Below are 16,242 nucleotides of genomic sequence, written 5' to 3'. Positions count from 1 at the left end.
GTTATTTGTGGAGCCCGCATTCGGTTTTCTCGGAGCTTTGCCAGCGCCCGGACCGTGGATCCTCGCCTGGTTTGACTGGTCCGGTGCAATGCGTGCATCCAATGCTGGGGTATTGTTGGTCGTGGAGCGTGTTGTAGGGCACCTCATTGGCTCTGATATAGGCCCAGACCTCATGATGGGTCCATGCCGCGAGTGGATTGAATTTGACGAGGTCAAATTTGGCATCCCATTCAACGAGTTTGGCGTTGGCACGGGTTGGAGCTTGGTCGCGGCGAATGCCAGTTACCCACGCAGAATAATTTTTCAATACCCTAGTAAGGGGATCAACTTTCCTCAGTTGGCAGCACTGATCCGGTTGCCGAATCCATAAAAGATCCCCAAATTTCTCTGCTTGTTGTTCGGGTGTCAGGTCGGGTTTCATCTCGATGACCTGTTCCGGAGCCAGGTGGTATTTGGCAACCATGCGGTCTCGAACATCGAGAGTTTCTTTAAAGAGAAAATCCGTGTTGAGGTAAAAAAATGAGGCTTTGGGATTGATACGATACATCATGTCCCACAAGACCACATCTTCCGGACCAAAACTACAGGCCAACACAATGCTGGGAAAAAATTGATCCAATGCAAAGGCGAGCGCATCCTGTGGTGTTTGGCCTTCCAGCCGCTGGCCGATTTCACGCAATTCTTCGCGTGAGGGTTGCGTAGGTATCATTTGACTCATTTTTGGTTTTCTCACTACCCGTACTCTTCGATTTAGGCTTCTACCTTTTCCACCAACACTTTGAAATGTTGCTGATCGGCTTCTAGCGGATCTTCCGCGAGTACTTTGTGCCCATCATTTCGCAAACTCATGGGCACATTCTTGATGGGATCTCCGGCATCAAGCCACACTTCGAGGCGTTCGCCATCATCCATCATTTCGAGTTTCAATTTGGTCTTCACATAATTGAGTGGACACATGACGCCACGAAGGTCAAGGATGGTCGCCTCGACGGCTGGCTCGTTGGCGACAGTGGGTTCTGATTCTGGAGCCTTTGGCTCTTCTTCCGAAGCTTCTCCCAGTCCGAGTTTCAGGTCTTGGCCTATCTGGTCGGTCAATTTTCGGCAGACATCCACGAATCCTTTCGCAAAAGTCATTTTATCTTGAGTAAACGCGGAGGTGCTCTCCTTGGTTCCAAGATTTTCGGTTTTGCTGGAAAGATTGCGATACGCTTCCGGAATGAGTCCATTTTTTCCTGCAGCAAATCGATCAAATTCTGCCAAGGTATCGGCGTCCGTATTCGGATCAATACCTTCGGTCACTAATAGGGCTTTCGCGCCTGCGACTACCGCCCGATAGGCTTTATTGATTGCCATGGCAAACTGATGTTTTTCGGCTAAAATTCGAGCTTGGTAGAGTTCCTGTTCGGCTTCCAAGATGCGGTTGTCGATCATCTCAACCGCTCCGCCGGCACATTCCCCAGGTCCAAGGTCTTCGACGGAGAATTCCTGATCGGCTTCCCAGTCCATATAGTACGAAGTGTCTTCTTCGTAGGAGGGTAAAATTGAATGAGGAATTAATTCTTCTTTCAATTTGGCTTTGCCGGTTCGATTGATAAAGGCGAACAGATTTTCCCCTTCTTGCCGTTCTCGTCGATACAGCTCAACCACGTGGGATACTGCAGCCGGGACATTCTTTGCCGGGAGTTTGACGGTCATTTGTCCAATCTGAGCGGTGCCATTGATTTGCCCGCCAAGATGGAGTTCGTACACCGGGGCAATATGTTCGCCGATGCGTTTTCCGACGCCATGTAAACCGATCGTGGCCGTATGATGCTGGGCACACGAATTATGGCAACCACTGATATGAATGGTGGTACCTTTTAAATCCTCCGGTACTTGGCCTGGAGGAAACACATCGGCCAGGGCGCGGGCCATACCTTTGGAGGAGGTGATGCCCAACCCACAAGTGTCGGTTCCTGGGCAGGCGACAATGTCTTCTGTTTTATTCGCGCCGGGTTGGCCCAACCCATGGCCTTCCAGTTCTTGGTGGAGCGCTTCCAATTGTCCCTCGGCAATCCATCGAACAATGAGGTTTTGTCCAATTGTCGTGCGGACGTTGCCATTGGAATATTTTTCCGCCAATTCCGCAACGGCGAGCATTTGCTCGGCGGTGATGTCTCCGGTAGGTAGTCTTAATACCGCAGCAGCAAATCCTTCTTGCCGTTGCTTTACCACATTTGTGCGGCGCCACATGGCATAGGGCGTTTCGGTTGCCGCGTGTTGCCCGTTGCTGCCATGGCCATTCGATCCGTTTTTCGTCGGCATGATGAGTGGTGCGGGATCAGGGTGTTGGAGCAATTTAATGGGTGGGTGCGTTGGCGATTTGCCAAACAACGTTTCATAGGCCTCTTCCCACCGGTGCCGAAATTCTTCAAAGCCAAGTTTCTCAATGACGAATTTCATGCGAGCTTTGCTCCGGTTTTTCCGGTTGCCAAGGTTATCAAAGACTTTAATCACGGCCTCGATAGAAGGAATGAGATCTTCCATAGGAACGAATTCCCGCAGTAAATGGGCAATGCGGGGAGCAGCGCCCAATCCACCACCTACGACCATCCTGAACCCAATGGTGCCATCCTCGGCTTTAACGGCTAAGAGTCCAACGTCGTGGATTGGCGTCATGGCACAATCCTGCTTGCACCCTGATAAAGCAATCTTAAATTTTCTCGGCAAAGATTGCGTTAATGGGTTGCGGAGCAAATGCTGCGCAATCGTATTGGCATAGGGTGTGACGTCGAACACCTCTCCCTGGCATACGCCAGCCAAATGGCAGGCGGTAACATTGCGTACTGTATTCGCGCAGGCCTCTCTTGTGGTGACGCCGACTTCGGCGAGTTTGCGCATGACGGTTCCAACATCCTTTAATGGCACAAAATGGATTTGAATATCTTGTCGAGTGGTGACATGGCCCACCCCAGTTCCATACGTGTCCGTCAATTCGGCAATTCGCCGAAGCTGGTTGGCATTGAGTCCCCCGAACGGGATTTTAATACGGACCATTTGTACATCAGGTTGGCGTTGCCCATAGATGCCATATTGCAGACGGAACGGTTTAAAGAGATCCATCGGGGTTTCGCCTAATTGCAAACGAGAGACTTCATCTTCAAACGTCTCAATTTCCTCCTGAATATCTTGAGGAATAGGGATGGTCTGGATCTCGGGAATGGTTGATAGCCGGCCCGTGTTCATGGTGCGCCTCCAGGAAGAATCAGTAGGGAAATGTCGATGGTCATTTTTGCCATTTCTCAAGACGAAAATACAAATAACTTAAATGTGGTACATGGGAACCTGTTCTTGTTCCAGCTTGGCGTATTGTTGTGTCAGGGTTTCCAAAGTGACCGAATTCAATACTTCGAGTTCTGCTTGGCGAACGCGGTCCCATATTGTAGATAATAAGGCCTCATGGTGTATAGGTCGTTTTGTGTGTCCATTGGTCGTCATTTGCCGTACATCCGAATCCATGGAGCCATTCATGGCTTCTACGATATCTGCCAGTGAAAATTCGGATGGGGCCTTTTTCAGAGAATACCCGCCTTGGGCGCCCCGTAAACTCTCGACGACTCCTCCCTGCTTTAGCGCTTGTAAGATTTGCTCAATAAATCGAATGGGAATTGATTGTCGACTGGCAATGACCCTAGCTTGGACCGGGGCTGTGCCATAACGCAAAGCCAGCTCCAAAGCGACAAAAATTCCATATGTGAGTTTTAAGGGCACCTTAATCATTTAAATCAACACAATTCCGGTAGGAATTACGGTAATTTAAATCATGATTTGTCATTTTGTCAATACGTCAATCAAAAATTCATTATTTTTCAAATTGATGAATTGAAAACCCAAGTTGGTCCAGGTCTGAAAGAACGCCAGGATCTGCATCTTGTAAAAGAAGCGGGAAGGCATAGAACTCTCGGCGTTTTGGGTACTGTCTCCGAAGTTGGTCAAACCTAGTGGGGCGTTGGGGCATGGGTAAAACTAACAAGGACCGCATGCGGGTATCGTCACCCTGCAAATCGTAGAGCCGTGGGGCTAATTGAACAAGAAGGTGCTCCAAATTATGACCATGGGCGTTAATAGCATTCCCTGGATGAGAGAGGGGGGGGGCATCTTCTGTAAATTTCCAGGTAGGTGCGATTCCAAAATAGTCGCAGGCCGCTGAATAAATCATTGAGGTGCCCTTAATTTTCCCATCAAAGGAATATCCTGCGATGTGGGGAGTGGCGATAGTGGCAGTATGGGCCAGGTCCCAATGAATAGAGGGCTCGCCTTCCCACACATCAAGAACCGCCCCTTGGATTTGCTGATTTTTCAGGGCAAGGAGCAATGCGTGATTGTCAATGACTTCTCCTCGGCAAGTGTTAAACAAAATTGAAGAGGAAGACATAGCGGCAAGTTTTTTCTCCCCTATTAAATGAACCGTTTTATCCACCCCTTCATTAATAAGAGGAACATGAAGAGTCACAAAATCCGCTTGCAATGCCTCTTCTAACGGTCGATAGCATTGGTCTTGTGATTTTCGAGCTAACGGAGGATCGTTAAGAATCACCTCCATGCCCAGTACTTTGGCATGGTTGGCCACAAGCCGGCCAATTCGGCCAACACCAACGATCCCAAGAGTTTTGCCCTTTAGCGAGATCTGAAATCGTTGCGCAATGATGGCAAGAGCCGTCAGTACATATTCTGCCACCGAATTGGCATTGCTTCCGGCTGCGTCCGCGAAGCCAATTTGTTGGTTATTCAAGTACTCCTGATCGATGTGGTCAATTCCCGCGGTGGCGGTTCCAACAAATTTTACCGGCGTCCCAGCAAGTAGCTTTTTATTCACGGAGGTTACGGAACGCACTATGAGCGCCGACGCTTCCTGAAGGTAACTTGAGGAGATTTGGCGACCAGGTAATACTGAAACGTTTCCCAAGGTAGAAAAAGCGTCCTTCCCCAATGGGATATTTTCATCAACGACAATATTCATTTCCGTCTCATCTTTTCTCTAAAGGGTGCTTGGATTCCACCATCGGTATATCATACTATTTCAGAGGATTCCTGGTGAAAATACCGTTTGCTCAATCGAGCAAACGGAACGTTTCGAGGGCTCAAACACTTCCAAAATCGAAAAAACAAGGAGAGGGCAGTCATGGCAAATATGGGGAAGAAAAAAACCACGACCAAAAAGAAGACATCCTCCAAAAAGACCACAACCACAAAGAAGGGCATGCCAGCGAAAAAGACAACAAAGCCATCCAAAGCGAGTAAGCCCGTTCCCCCGGCATCCACGGTGCAGTTAAAGGTTGGACAAAAAGCCCCGGCGTTTTCCTTGCCCAATCAGGATGGAAAAATCGTGAGTCTGTCGGACTTCAAAGGGAAAAAAGTCGTGCTGTACTTTTATCCCAAAGATGATACTCCCGGTTGCACCAAAGAGTCTTGCGCATTTCGAGATGGTATTGAGGAAATTCATGGGAGTGGGGCTGAGGTGCTTGGCGTGAGTGGAGATTCCGTGGAGTCGCACAAAAAGTTTGCGAAAAAATTTAACTTAAACTTTTCATTGATCAGCGATGAAAGTAAAAAAATGCTTCGTGATTACGGGGTATGGAAGGAAAAGTCTCTCTATGGCAGAAAGTATATGGGCATCGAGCGGACCACATTTATCATCGATGAGAACGGAAAGATTGATGATATCTTCCACAAAGTCAAAGTCGATGGCCACTTGGAGGAAGTATTAGGCGAGCTGGATATTATGCCGTAGGACCGTAACGCGTGATGGGTAAGGCATTAACAATATCTTTTTCTTTACGCAGTCTTTGGAAGACTGTTCAGTGCAGCAACAGGTTGGAGGATTCCTGATAGGGAGGATGACCCATGCGATTCAGGTCTTCTCGGACGAACCCAAGCCCAGTGACGCAGAGTTCAAAGTTTGAGGATAATTTTTGAAACAGGGCTGGTTGCTCATTGGACTCGCCCTGCTGCGAAGCCGCTACAATGCTATAAGAGCGTTTTCCGGTTTTCATATAATCAACGAGATGGTCTTTGTGATAGATCATTCCCCCTGATTTCAAATAGCTAAGGTATTCTGGAAATAACCCAGCGATAAAGAGGGTAAAGTCCCCAATGTGTCGGTGGACTTCCCGCTCGCGTTCAGAGGAATTCATGTCCTCCTGAACTTCCGACTCAAAAAGAAGTTCCACCACAGTCTCAACGGTTTCCCCTTGTTGATTTTGAATGCAGTGCAACCGGTCGACGTGGACGAATTCTACGAGTAGATTGGAAAGGTATTCGGTGACGTTGAAATCGGGCCACCCTAAGGCTTCGGTGAAGTTGCGTTCGGTCAGCGTGCCAAATAATTGTCTGAGTGGATGATGTTGAGGAATCGTCTCTTCCATGGTTTACCCTCCCACCTAATCATTCACTGGGTAGCCCCAAGTTCAGTCCGGGCTGCCGGTGTCTACGTTCCATTATCGGAAACGAAAAAGTCGTCCTTAATGTATGTTACCCGAAATTCCTTTCCGGCTGTCCAGAGTAAAAGTCACTGGGCCGTCATTTTTCAATGAAACCAACATGTTTGCCCCAAACATTCCAGTCTGGACGGGAATGCCTTTTTCGCGAAAATTGGCAATCGCAGAGTCGTAAAGGTGCCTAGCCAGATCGGGAGAGGCAGCCTGATCAAAGCCAGGACGTCGGCCACGATGGGTATCTCCAAGTAATGTAAATTGAGAGACTACCAGAAGCTCCCCTCCACAATCCATGAGCGACCGATTCATTTTTCCTTGGTCATCGGAGAAGATTCGAAGATGCGGGATTTTTTCTACCATGTAATCCACATCTGCCGGAGTATCGCCTTTTTCTGCACCGAGGAGCACGAGCAATCCTGCTCCGATTTGTCCAATCGATTTCTGTTCTACTTCGACCGAAGCCGACAAGACTCGTTGGATCACCGCCTTCATGAGCGTGCTTTTATCCTTTGGGACGTTATGTGTGAAGAATAAACCGTGAGGCGACGGAAAAAAAGAAAGATCGGATTTTTTCCACGGCTTGCGGATTACTCCTCACGAATTACGAAGTTCGACGAAGCACTTTTAATTGCACCAGTTGCCACAACACGTCCAGCTCTGGCGAGCGATATAAGGCATGTGTGCCCATGTAGCCTCCCATGCTGATTCCAATGCCTAACGCCACTAGTATTCCTTTGGTGATCCATTCGTCTTCGCGTTGCCAGATTCCTAAAGAGGAGATCCACATGCAGACCAACGCTACGGGGATAGTCGCAATGAGGACTCGTCCCAAAGATTTTCCAACATGCCACCAATCAATGCCATGCAACCGATGCGTGAGGACCGCGATCAAGATTGTGATATTTAACATTGCCGAAAGAGCCGTGGCTAAGGCTAATCCTGCGTGTTGGAGAGGCCCCATGAGGTTGAGGGCTAAAAGGATATTCATGAACATGGCGGCCACAGCGGCTATGGCTGGAGTTTTCGTATCCTGCATCGAATAGAAGGCGGCGACGATGATTCGAATACCTGCGAAGGCCCACAGGCCGACGGCATATCCAAGAAGTGCCGTGGCAGTGCCTTCGGTGTCGGCAGAAGAAAAGGCCCCATGTTCAAAGAATAGATGCACGAGGGGAATCCTTAGCAAGATAAGACCGGCCATGGCGGGAAGAATGATGAATCCAATCATCCGTAATCCGAAGTCGACCGTTTCTCGCAGTTCGTCCATGGCTCCCTTGGCGGCTTGTGCTGAAAGAGTAGGGAGAATCGCGGTAGCCAAAGCTACTCCAAAGATGCCCAATGGAAATTGAATGAGCCGCATGCCGTAAAATAAGTAGGTCGGCCCCCCGTCAAAATAGGAAGCCAAAATTGTATTCACCGTAATATTGATTTGCGTGACGGACATGCCCAGCAACGAAGGGATGATGAGTCGACCCATTCGCCGGACACCTGGGTGCCCAGGTTCAAAGCGCCATTGAAACAACAGCCCACGTTTGTGCACCCCAGGAAGCTGAATGACCAACTGGGCGAGCCCGCCGATCACTACACCGATGGCCACCCCAATAACCGGTTCTTCCAGTAATGGAGCAAGAAACAACGCAGCCATGATTACACAAATATTAAAAAACACCGGGGCGAGCGCTGGAGCGGCAAAGGCCCGAAGCGAATTTAGGATGCCCATGGTCAACGCGGCTACGCTGATAAAAATCAGATAGGGAAACATGACTTGGGTGAGAACCGTGGTTATTTCCAACTGCGTGGGGTCGTCATGAAAGCCTGGCGCCAATAACCACACAATCGTAGGGGCGACAACCACGCCAATAAGTGTAATCAGCGTGACGATCGAAAGTAGTGTCGTGAAGGCAGCGCTAGCCAATTCCCAAGTCTCTTTTTTGCTTCGAAGGGTGTGGTATTCAGTAAACACGGGAATGAAGGCCGAGGACATAGAGCCTTCCGCCAGCAACTCTCTCAGAAGGTTGGGCACGCGGTAGGCGACAAAAAAGGCATCCGCCGACGCGGATGCTCCCAGAAGACGAGCCAAAAGCATGTCACGGATAAAACCGAGGATTCGGCTACTGAAGGTGGCCAACCCGATAAGACCCGCGGCTCCCGCAATGGAGCGATGGGCATCGGGTGGCGGATTTGAAGAAGGGGGTGGTTGGGGTATGTCAGACATTCACCCCGATTCTAGCAGGATGTGTAAATAAGTTGAATGTCCATCATCACATCGTGCCCTAAACTCACAAAACCAAAAAAATGGTGATCAAAGGTTCAAGAATATACTCATAAAGGTCTTTCAGGGTGAACCGAAAGAGGAACGGGGAGAAATTGCCAAAAAATTTCTAAGAATTCACGACCCCATGTTGTAGCGTCCTCGATCGGTAATATTGTTCATCCGTAAGGAGTTGTCTTTATGATTAGAATATTGTGTTTCAGGTGTGGCGAAAAACGGTCGTGGAGGGAAATCCTAGGCCAGTTTCTGTTTTTCGGTGTTCTAGTTTTTTCGCTAATGTTTGGAAGTACCGTACTGGTCGAAGCTGAAGAAAACGTCTCAATCTCTGCTGGACCTTTATCACCCGGTCAGACTTCTATCGACCCCACCCAACAGTTAGATCAACAATTGGCGGCAGTTGAATCACGGATTCAGATGCTCAAAGACCAACAAAGGCTTACTGTTCTGGAATCTGATTCTCAGGATATCCAGCGAGACTCCCAACAAGTAGCTACACAAATGGAATCTGCCGATCCCGCAAATTTCGAAACCAAAGAAATGGACCAACCAGAGGTGCAGCGGCTAGAAGAAACGTTGGTGGAAGGTACCTATCTGGATCCCTTTAGCGACGATGCCAATACCGAGGTCATCAAAGACCCTTGGGAATCCGTGAACGCCCACGTGTTTTCCTTTAACCTGAATGTCGATCGGTATGTGCTCAAGCCCGTAGCCATTGGATATGCCTGGGTGGTTCCCGATCCTGTGGAGCAGGCAATTGGGCGAGCGATCTACAACATTCGATTTGTGCCACGTACCGTGAATGACCTGTTGCAATGGAAATGGGAAAACGCAGGGATAGAAGTGGGAAGATTTTTGGTCAATAGTACGGTCGGAGTTGCTGGGTTCTTTGATGTGGCCGGAGATTACCTTGATCTGGCTCCTGTCCCAGCCGAGGACCTTGGACAAACACTGGCCAGACATGGGGTGCAGGCTGGTCCCTATCTCGTACTCCCATTTCTTCCACCCACCACCGTTCGCGATGGAATCGGCACGGTAGGAGATGTATTTCTTGATCCTTTAAGCTATATCTTACCTTTTGTTCCGCAAGCCTCGGTACGTGCTACCGAAATCGTAAACGAACGTTCCCAAAACCTCGATCTGTACGAAGGGGTGGAAGTTGCCACGCTAGACATGTATGGGGCTGTGCGCGAAGCTTATACTCAAAAACGATCTCAGGCTATTCGAGAATAATATCTAAGCAGGAGAGATTCTTCGTTGCACCCTGCATGACAAAATTGTCTATAACCCTCCGCGCTCTTCTCGTGGAATGGTCAATTTTGCATTGATGAATTCTTGATGGGGAAGTTCGAGGGCTTTGGCGATGCGGCGGATTTCCTCGATTTCTTCATGGGAAGTTTCCGTGGCGGCATTGGCGATGGCGAAGAGGCATTGGAGGAAGGCTTTGCGTTCGTCGATAGTGGTGTATTCGCAGAACCCCGTCGTTAATCGCACTAGATCTAAGCCATGCATGATGCGAGTGTGGCTCATGTCTGTGATTAGGTCGGCTTCATCCTTTGGCAGATCCCAGAGTTGCTGAAGCCCCAGGCTCATGGCTTCTCGTTCCCGATGACAGACCTCGTTATCGACCCATGCGACATGCGCCATCAGGCCGGCCGCCAAGCAAATTTTTCGGACTTCGTTTTCGGGGATATCCAGTTTGTGGTCACGAGCTTCTAGTTCGGAGGAAAGCTGATAAAAAATGGTGTTCTTGATGAAGTCTTCAATCCGATCTTCCCGTGATGATGCTCCAGAGTAATGACTCGCTCGGGATTTAAGGCTTTTCTTCAATGGGCTCATAATGTGGGCCAAGAGCCCGGTACTTTTGGTTTCTAAATCTTGACGAATTGATTCGATTACCTCGGCATTGGCTGTCCCTCCTTCCACGGTCATGAGTTTCGCCAAGGTGGAAAGCGCCAAATCCCGTTCGCTGGCTGACCGAATATTATTCAACACGCGTTTCAATAACTCTTCCCGCTCTACCTCCGTTACCGCATGGGTCATATAGAGTTCGAGCTGTCGCCAATCCTCACCAGATATATCAGGAAGCAAGAAGAGTAGTTCTTTGAGGGCATTGATTTCCTCTGGGTGTAGCTGGCCGTCCGTCCAGGCAATGCCGATCATGAGTTTACCTAAGTCGAGAATGAAGTCTTTGTTTGCCATTTTTTCCTCTCTGGCCTTGGAAATTGGGCTTGCGTTGACACTCAAAAGAGTCTTTCTATAGCATCTTTTGCTTGTGCTTGTCTTGGGTTGTGCCTCAGCGGCTCAATCTTCATCGTGGGTTATAAATTCTTGAGTGGCTATATCATTATTTCAACGCCTTGAATCATTCTCGATCTGCTTATTTCCCAGTCTAATGTCCCCACGATGACTCCTCCTACAAAAAAATCATATTCTTCTTGGTCACGCTGGTGGTTTTTTCTGACAGCATTTACAACCGGTGGCGTGGTCATGGCGTTGGAAATCTTAGGGAGCCGGCTCCTGGCGCCGGTGTTTGGTACTTCTCTATTTGTGTGGGGTGCCTTAATTGGCGTGGTGTTGGCGGCAATGAGTACGGGCTATGCCGCAGGCGGCTGGTTGGCTGATCGACGCTCCCCCGGTGTGGTGTTAACCATCCTTCTCCTTGGAGCTGGGATTTGGACGCTCATGTTGGCAGGGGTGGGGCAGCCCGTAGTGTTTACGGTATCTCATTGGACGGGCGATCCCCGGTTGGGTCCTTGTTTAGCGGCCAGTGTCTTGTTGGGTATACCGGCATTTTGTCTAAGTGGTGTTCTACCTGCTTTGCTTCGCTTAGCTATTGCGGACATGGGACATTTAGGCCGCCATACCGGTGGAATGATTGCCGTCTCGACAATTGGAAGCCTCGTGGGGACTTGGGGGACGTCCTTCTTTCTGCTGACCTGGATGGGAAGCGTCAAATTGGTTGCTGCGTTGGGGGTCGTGTTGATGGTGTTCGGCTTGTTTTGGTGGGTGTGGACAGGGCGGACGCGACCATTGGTTGTCATTCCCGTGTTGGCGTGCCTTGGGGTCGCGCTTTGGGTAGGGTTTCACCCCGTGTTGGTGCAGCCACCAGCAATTTATCAAGAAGACAGCCCCTATCAGCAGGTGCGGGTTCGCGATGAAAAGGGGCTACGTTTTCTAGTCTTGGACAACACATTTCATGCCATTATGTGGGAGCCAGATCCCGTCCGATTAGCCTTACCCTACAGTCAAATGATGATGGCAGTTCTTGGACTGCATCCTAACCCACAACGGGGGCTGATTCTGGGTCATGGTGGAGGGTCATTGGCCAAATGGCTGCAAAAATATTGGCCGGATTTGTCCATGGATGTGGTCGAGATGGATCCCTCGGTCGTGAAGGCGGCTGAGGAGTTTTTTGAATATACGCCCGGGGACAAGCATCGGGTCTTTGTCAAAGATGCGCGGGTATTTTTGCGACGTACCGAAGCGCAGTACGATATTGTGTGGGTGGATGTCTTTGCGCGTCACCAAATTCCCTTTCACCTGACCACCGAGGAATTTTTTAAGGAGCTTCGTTATCGACTTTCGCCCAAGGGCGTCATTGCGGTGAATTTGGCTTCCTCGGATTCAGCACTAGATCGAATGCGAGCGGAGGCCGTGGTCTCGACGATGAAGACGTCATTTCCGCATGTAGAGACCTTTAGCATTCCGGGTCCTTCATGGTTACGAACGGACAAAGGCTCGGCGAATTTGATCTTTTTTGCTTCTACGGAACCGTTTGATATGCGTTCCCAAGATTTTGCCAATACGACGATTGAGCTGTTAAACCAAGGGAAAATGCCCCATGAAGTGTTTACCTTTTTAGATAACTCGCCATCTCCTCAATGGGACCCGGGGTTGATCCTCACCGATGATTTTTCTCCCTTCAATATTCTCTTGGGCAGTGGGTGATGACCTAAATTCATCCCTGTTTCTGACAGGCTGGTAGTATCCTGTTTTTCACCTACCCTTTTTGACCTTCTCTTATCATTAAGGAGTACCCATTTTTCGCCGATTTAGCGGAGGGAGGGCTTCTCTCCTCTGCCGTGGGTATTCCTGAAATCTTGGGCCCTTGGAGGAATGACTGCTTGACCCCCTACCTTTTATCAATGATGTGCTTGTGAAAGGGTTGTGCACTATGAGTGTTGAAGAAATGATTCGTTCTCGAGGAAGTGCCGTTGCTGATGGTCTGGAAAACACTCAGTCAGACATGTGGCCTCGAATTCTCCCCTTTGCCGCGTTTATGGGATTCATTGCGATCAACTCGTTCCTAGGAGGCAGTGAGGCCAACGGAAACCAGGGCACTTTCGATTTATGGTCATATCCCATCAAAACTCTTGTGGTCGCCAGCCTCTTGATGTTTTTCTGGTCACGGTTTCATGAATTGAAGGGCTCGATTTTTGTGAATTGGCAGGAGGCCCTGGTTACGATCATCGTTGGACTTGGGGTGTATGCGCTGTGGGTGCGGATGGACTGGCCTTGGGCGATTCAAGGGGAATTGTCTGATTACAATCCCTTTGTTGCAGGGTCGACGCTTGGCCTGGTGTTGGCCGGCATTCGAATATTTGGTGCGTCCGTGATCGTTCCTGTGATGGAAGAACTTTTTTGGCGGTCGTTTTTAATTCGTTATGTGGTCAATGCCAATTTTGAAACCGTCAGATTAGGCACGTTCACACTGGGATCATTTGCAGCGACGGTGGTGTTATTTGGATTAGAGCACAATCTTTGGCTGGCCGGGATGATGGCCGGAATCTGCTACAATGGGCTATTGTATTGGACGGGCCGGTTATGGCCATGCATCATCGCGCATGCCATTACGAATTTGGTGCTCGGGATTCATGTCTTGGCCACTGGTGAGTGGTACTGGTGGTGATAGAAGGCTATAGGTAGCCTTCAAATGTGAACGGTATTTCGTAATGGTGAAGCCAAACAGAAATGAGAAAATTACTGTTCAAAGATTCCTCCACGAAATACGAGATGCGTGCGAGGAGATACAGTTTTTATTCCGCTTGCGCAGCCCAAAACTTGTAACGGACTGCAGGGTTTTGCTTGCCTTCCATATTGGGAATGTCATAAAGACATCGGTCGACCGTTTCCACTTCCTCTTTTGTGAACTCAAAGATCTTCCGCTTTTTCCAAAATTGGTCATAGACGAAATAATCCCCTGCGGTAGGTTTTTCCGCGACGGCGGCTTGCATTTCTTTAAACACGGCGGTGTCTGCACCAGGAATTCGACCCTTATTTTCGTTGATGCACCATTTAAGAATTTCAGCGACACCGTACATGGATAATTCGATTTTGACTTTTTCCCCTTGAGCTGCTGCCATTGCTTCCTCCTGTTAAGTAAGGGAAAATCTATAACATATTTCTATTTCTCTCTGCCAGTCATTCCAGAAAACATACGAACATTTTTTTCCTTTAGCACTAGTGGTGGTTGGGTTGGTAGGTCTTTGGCCCCACCTTCATGCCGTTATATCAATCCCAGAAGAAAAGTCGTATACTTTAGTGGTTATGCCTTCTAGGGTCTCCCTGGGGGAATGAAAGGAGAAATCCTTCCCTTCACTAATGAGGGTTTGTTATTAGCCTGTCTGCCGATTCGTGAGATTGATGGTCCGAACCCTCGCAATTCTTCTCTTGCTGCTTTCCGTTTCCGGGTGTCCTTCGGAAAATACCTATGTACCGCCTGACTTGCTTTATCTTTATAAAAGTTACGATGTAGAAAAGAATCCTACAGCCATTCAAGCTGCGGACTTTAATCAAGATGGGTTTACTGATTTAATCACGAGTAACATTGCCGCAAATTCCCTTTCCTTGTTGTTTGGTAATGGTGATGGGAGTTTCCAGGCCCAGGTCACGGTTCGAGTCTGTCGTGAACCGCGAAATCTGGCCATCGAAGATTTTAATCGAGACGCGCATCTCGACTTAGCCATTGCCTGTTCTGGCAGCGACCAAGTGTCCATCTTGGCGGGTCATGGCGATGGAACCTTTGACGTGGTCGCGCAATACCATGTCAACCGGACCCCCGTATCCATCTCGACGGGAGACTTCAACAGTGATCAATTGATGGATTTTGTGGTGGCACTTCGCAACGATAAGCTTCAGCTGTTTTTCGGTAATGGGATTGGGAAATTTCGTCTTGGTCCCCTCTATGAATATGGAGATACACCAACGTCCGTGGTGACTGCGGATTTGAACCAGGATGGACATTTGGATATGGCCGTGTCGAATGGCGGTCCGATGAGCAGCGCAGTCTCGATTTGGTTGGGCCAAGGCGATGGGAATTTTCTCATGCCGACGGATTACCGGACAGGCAAACGCCCGCTGTCTGTTTCCTTATCCGATTTTAACAACGATGGGGTGCTGGATCTTTTTGTGATCAATGGTCAAATGAATACCATTACCGTGTTTTTGGGCAATGGCGATGGGACGTTTCAGGAGGGCATTGATTCAGGAGGGGATGCCGGCCCCAACCATGGACTGGCCCAAGACTTTAATGGAGACCAAATCATGGATGTTGCGGTCGTGAATATCCAATCGGGAAGTATGTCTGTGCTGTATGGGAAAGGGGATGGGAGTTTTCAGTATCCCCCGCGCCAATATGAAACACCGTATGGTCCCTTTGCCATCACTTCCTTGACACTGGCCAAAGGGCGCGGGGAACAGCCAGGCTTGGCCATTGCCAATAATGCGAAAAATAGCGTATCGATTTTTCTTCACCATGGACTCAAGTCGCGAGAAAATTTGGCAAAAACAGAAGAAGGTTAATCGTTGCGAGGTGTGAGGTAGCAGCCTCTTTCTTGACTCGATGAAAGATCCGTGGATAGAGTGATCAATCGCCGATGAAACCTTGCCAGGGTTGCGATTTCTAGGCTGGATTCCCAGTGAGGTAGGATGCGAACATTTGCATGGTGGTTTGGGATGGGGTCACTGATGACCCTCTCGGTGATTATGGTGCAGGGCGGTGTGCGAGACTTGTTATATGGCACCCCTGATTCAAGTTCTCTGGAAGCCTTTTTTTCTATCGGGTCCACCATTTTTGGTGGCGGGCTGTTGGCGGGCTGTATCGCAGTGATTTTAAATCGACTGCGGTAAGGACGAGTGTTCCTCTCTGGGCTGATGAACGATGAACCGAAGTGTCACATCGAGTAAAAGAATAATCGAGTAAAAGAATATCGGAAAGAACATTGAATGGAATGTCTTAAATGCAACGGGCTCATGATGGTAGAACGACATTATACCTCTATCACGAAACGACTCTATGCTCGCTGTCTCAATTGCGGCTTTTGGTTTGACCTGGTGGATGTCCTCAGATTTTTCCATCGCGTCGTCGACAACGCCTACCGGGGAGCTAAAATTCGCGAGACGTTGTAATTCCTCTATAATTCCCATCCCGTGATGCCTTTTTTATAATTCCTTTTTTTGTTTCCCATCTGGTTATCTGGCCCTGAGATGTTTTCCCGA

16 protein-coding genes are annotated in these 16,242 nt (G+C 49.0%); 7 read left to right on the top strand and 9 right to left on the bottom strand.

Translation table 11 applies throughout. The annotated features are described in order from the left end of the window. Position 1: 1 nt before the first annotated feature. From PPG34_RS09895 to PPG34_RS09880, 4 genes are all read right to left on the bottom strand, one after another. Positions 2–718 carry a phosphoadenylyl-sulfate reductase gene (locus PPG34_RS09895; protein WP_313833100.1) on the bottom strand — a complete coding sequence of 239 codons (717 nt, stop codon included), beginning with the start codon at positions 716–718 and terminating at the stop codon, positions 2–4. Between the two features lie 32 nt (positions 719–750). Beyond that, positions 751–3,225 carry a sulfurtransferase TusA family protein gene (locus tag PPG34_RS09890; protein ID WP_313833099.1) on the bottom strand — a complete coding sequence of 825 codons (2,475 nt, stop codon included), beginning with the start codon at positions 3,223–3,225 and terminating at the stop codon, positions 751–753. A 78-nt stretch (positions 3,226–3,303) separates the two neighbouring features. Further along, positions 3,304–3,759: an RrF2 family transcriptional regulator gene (locus tag PPG34_RS09885; protein WP_313833098.1), complete on the bottom strand. Its 456-nt coding sequence runs from the start codon at positions 3,757–3,759 to the stop codon at positions 3,304–3,306. 82 nt (positions 3,760–3,841) lie between these two features. Beyond that, positions 3,842–4,999, bottom strand: a complete 1,158-nt coding sequence (locus PPG34_RS09880; protein WP_313833097.1) for a 4-phosphoerythronate dehydrogenase — start codon at positions 4,997–4,999, stop codon at positions 3,842–3,844. A 162-nt stretch (positions 5,000–5,161) separates the two neighbouring features. On the opposite strand from PPG34_RS09880, the gene bcp reads away from it, so the two are divergent. Beyond that, entirely contained in the window at positions 5,162–5,770 is a 609-nt protein-coding gene (gene bcp / locus PPG34_RS09875) for a thioredoxin-dependent thiol peroxidase (protein ID WP_313833096.1), read from the top strand. A gap of 67 nt (positions 5,771–5,837) precedes the next feature. Here the strand turns inward: bcp and PPG34_RS09870 are convergent, their stop codons facing one another. From PPG34_RS09870 to murJ, 3 genes are all read right to left on the bottom strand, one after another. After that, on the bottom strand, positions 5,838–6,404 hold the full coding sequence (locus PPG34_RS09870; protein ID WP_313833095.1) for a hypothetical protein: 567 nt from the start codon (positions 6,402–6,404) through the stop codon (positions 5,838–5,840). Between the two features lie 96 nt (positions 6,405–6,500). Then, positions 6,501–6,965: a D-aminoacyl-tRNA deacylase gene (gene dtd, locus PPG34_RS09865; RefSeq protein WP_313833094.1), complete on the bottom strand. Its 465-nt coding sequence runs from the start codon at positions 6,963–6,965 to the stop codon at positions 6,501–6,503. A 109-nt stretch (positions 6,966–7,074) separates the two neighbouring features. Further along, a complete protein-coding gene (gene murJ / locus PPG34_RS09860; protein WP_313833093.1) occupies positions 7,075–8,688 on the bottom strand; it encodes a murein biosynthesis integral membrane protein MurJ in 1,614 nt (537 codons plus the stop codon). Positions 8,689–8,925: 237 nt separating this feature from the next. Between murJ and PPG34_RS09855 the strand changes: the two genes are divergently transcribed. Further along, positions 8,926–9,975, top strand: coding sequence for an MlaA family lipoprotein (locus PPG34_RS09855; RefSeq protein WP_313833092.1), 1,050 nt, complete (start codon positions 8,926–8,928; stop codon positions 9,973–9,975). Between the two features lie 48 nt (positions 9,976–10,023). Here the strand turns inward: PPG34_RS09855 and PPG34_RS09850 are convergent, their stop codons facing one another. Next, positions 10,024–10,944, bottom strand: coding sequence for a tellurite resistance TerB family protein (locus PPG34_RS09850; protein ID WP_313833091.1), 921 nt, complete (start codon positions 10,942–10,944; stop codon positions 10,024–10,026). A gap of 204 nt (positions 10,945–11,148) precedes the next feature. Between PPG34_RS09850 and PPG34_RS09845 the strand changes: the two genes are divergently transcribed. Next, a complete protein-coding gene (locus tag PPG34_RS09845) occupies positions 11,149–12,693 on the top strand; it encodes a fused MFS/spermidine synthase (RefSeq protein WP_313833090.1) in 1,545 nt (514 codons plus the stop codon). A 226-nt stretch (positions 12,694–12,919) separates the two neighbouring features. Next, positions 12,920–13,654 (top strand): CAAX prenyl protease-related protein, encoded by a 735-nt coding sequence (locus PPG34_RS09840; RefSeq protein ID WP_313833089.1) that lies wholly within the window; start codon positions 12,920–12,922, stop codon positions 13,652–13,654. A gap of 127 nt (positions 13,655–13,781) precedes the next feature. Here the strand turns inward: PPG34_RS09840 and PPG34_RS09835 are convergent, their stop codons facing one another. After that, positions 13,782–14,108 carry a hypothetical protein gene (locus tag PPG34_RS09835; protein ID WP_313833088.1) on the bottom strand — a complete coding sequence of 109 codons (327 nt, stop codon included), beginning with the start codon at positions 14,106–14,108 and terminating at the stop codon, positions 13,782–13,784. A gap of 280 nt (positions 14,109–14,388) precedes the next feature. Between PPG34_RS09835 and PPG34_RS09830 the strand changes: the two genes are divergently transcribed. The 3 genes from PPG34_RS09830 to PPG34_RS09820 all read left to right on the top strand — a co-directional run bounded on the left by PPG34_RS09830 (position 14,389) and on the right by PPG34_RS09820 (position 16,152). Next, positions 14,389–15,546, top strand: coding sequence for an FG-GAP repeat domain-containing protein (locus PPG34_RS09830; protein ID WP_313833087.1), 1,158 nt, complete (start codon positions 14,389–14,391; stop codon positions 15,544–15,546). A gap of 126 nt (positions 15,547–15,672) precedes the next feature. Then, the gene (locus tag PPG34_RS09825) at positions 15,673–15,873 is read left to right on the top strand and encodes a hypothetical protein (RefSeq protein ID WP_313833086.1); all 201 of its coding nucleotides are present in this window, start codon (positions 15,673–15,675) and stop codon (positions 15,871–15,873) included. A 96-nt stretch (positions 15,874–15,969) separates the two neighbouring features. Beyond that, the gene (locus PPG34_RS09820; RefSeq protein ID WP_313833085.1) at positions 15,970–16,152 is read left to right on the top strand and encodes a hypothetical protein; all 183 of its coding nucleotides are present in this window, start codon (positions 15,970–15,972) and stop codon (positions 16,150–16,152) included. Positions 16,153–16,242 lie beyond the last annotated feature (90 nt).

Source organism: Candidatus Nitronereus thalassa, assembly GCF_032191465.1.
GTDB classification, from domain to species: domain Bacteria; phylum Nitrospirota; class Nitrospiria; order Nitrospirales; family UBA8639; genus Nitronereus; species Nitronereus thalassa.
Note: the sequence above shows the minus strand (reverse complement) of the source record. Positions and strands in the feature narration are given on the sequence as shown.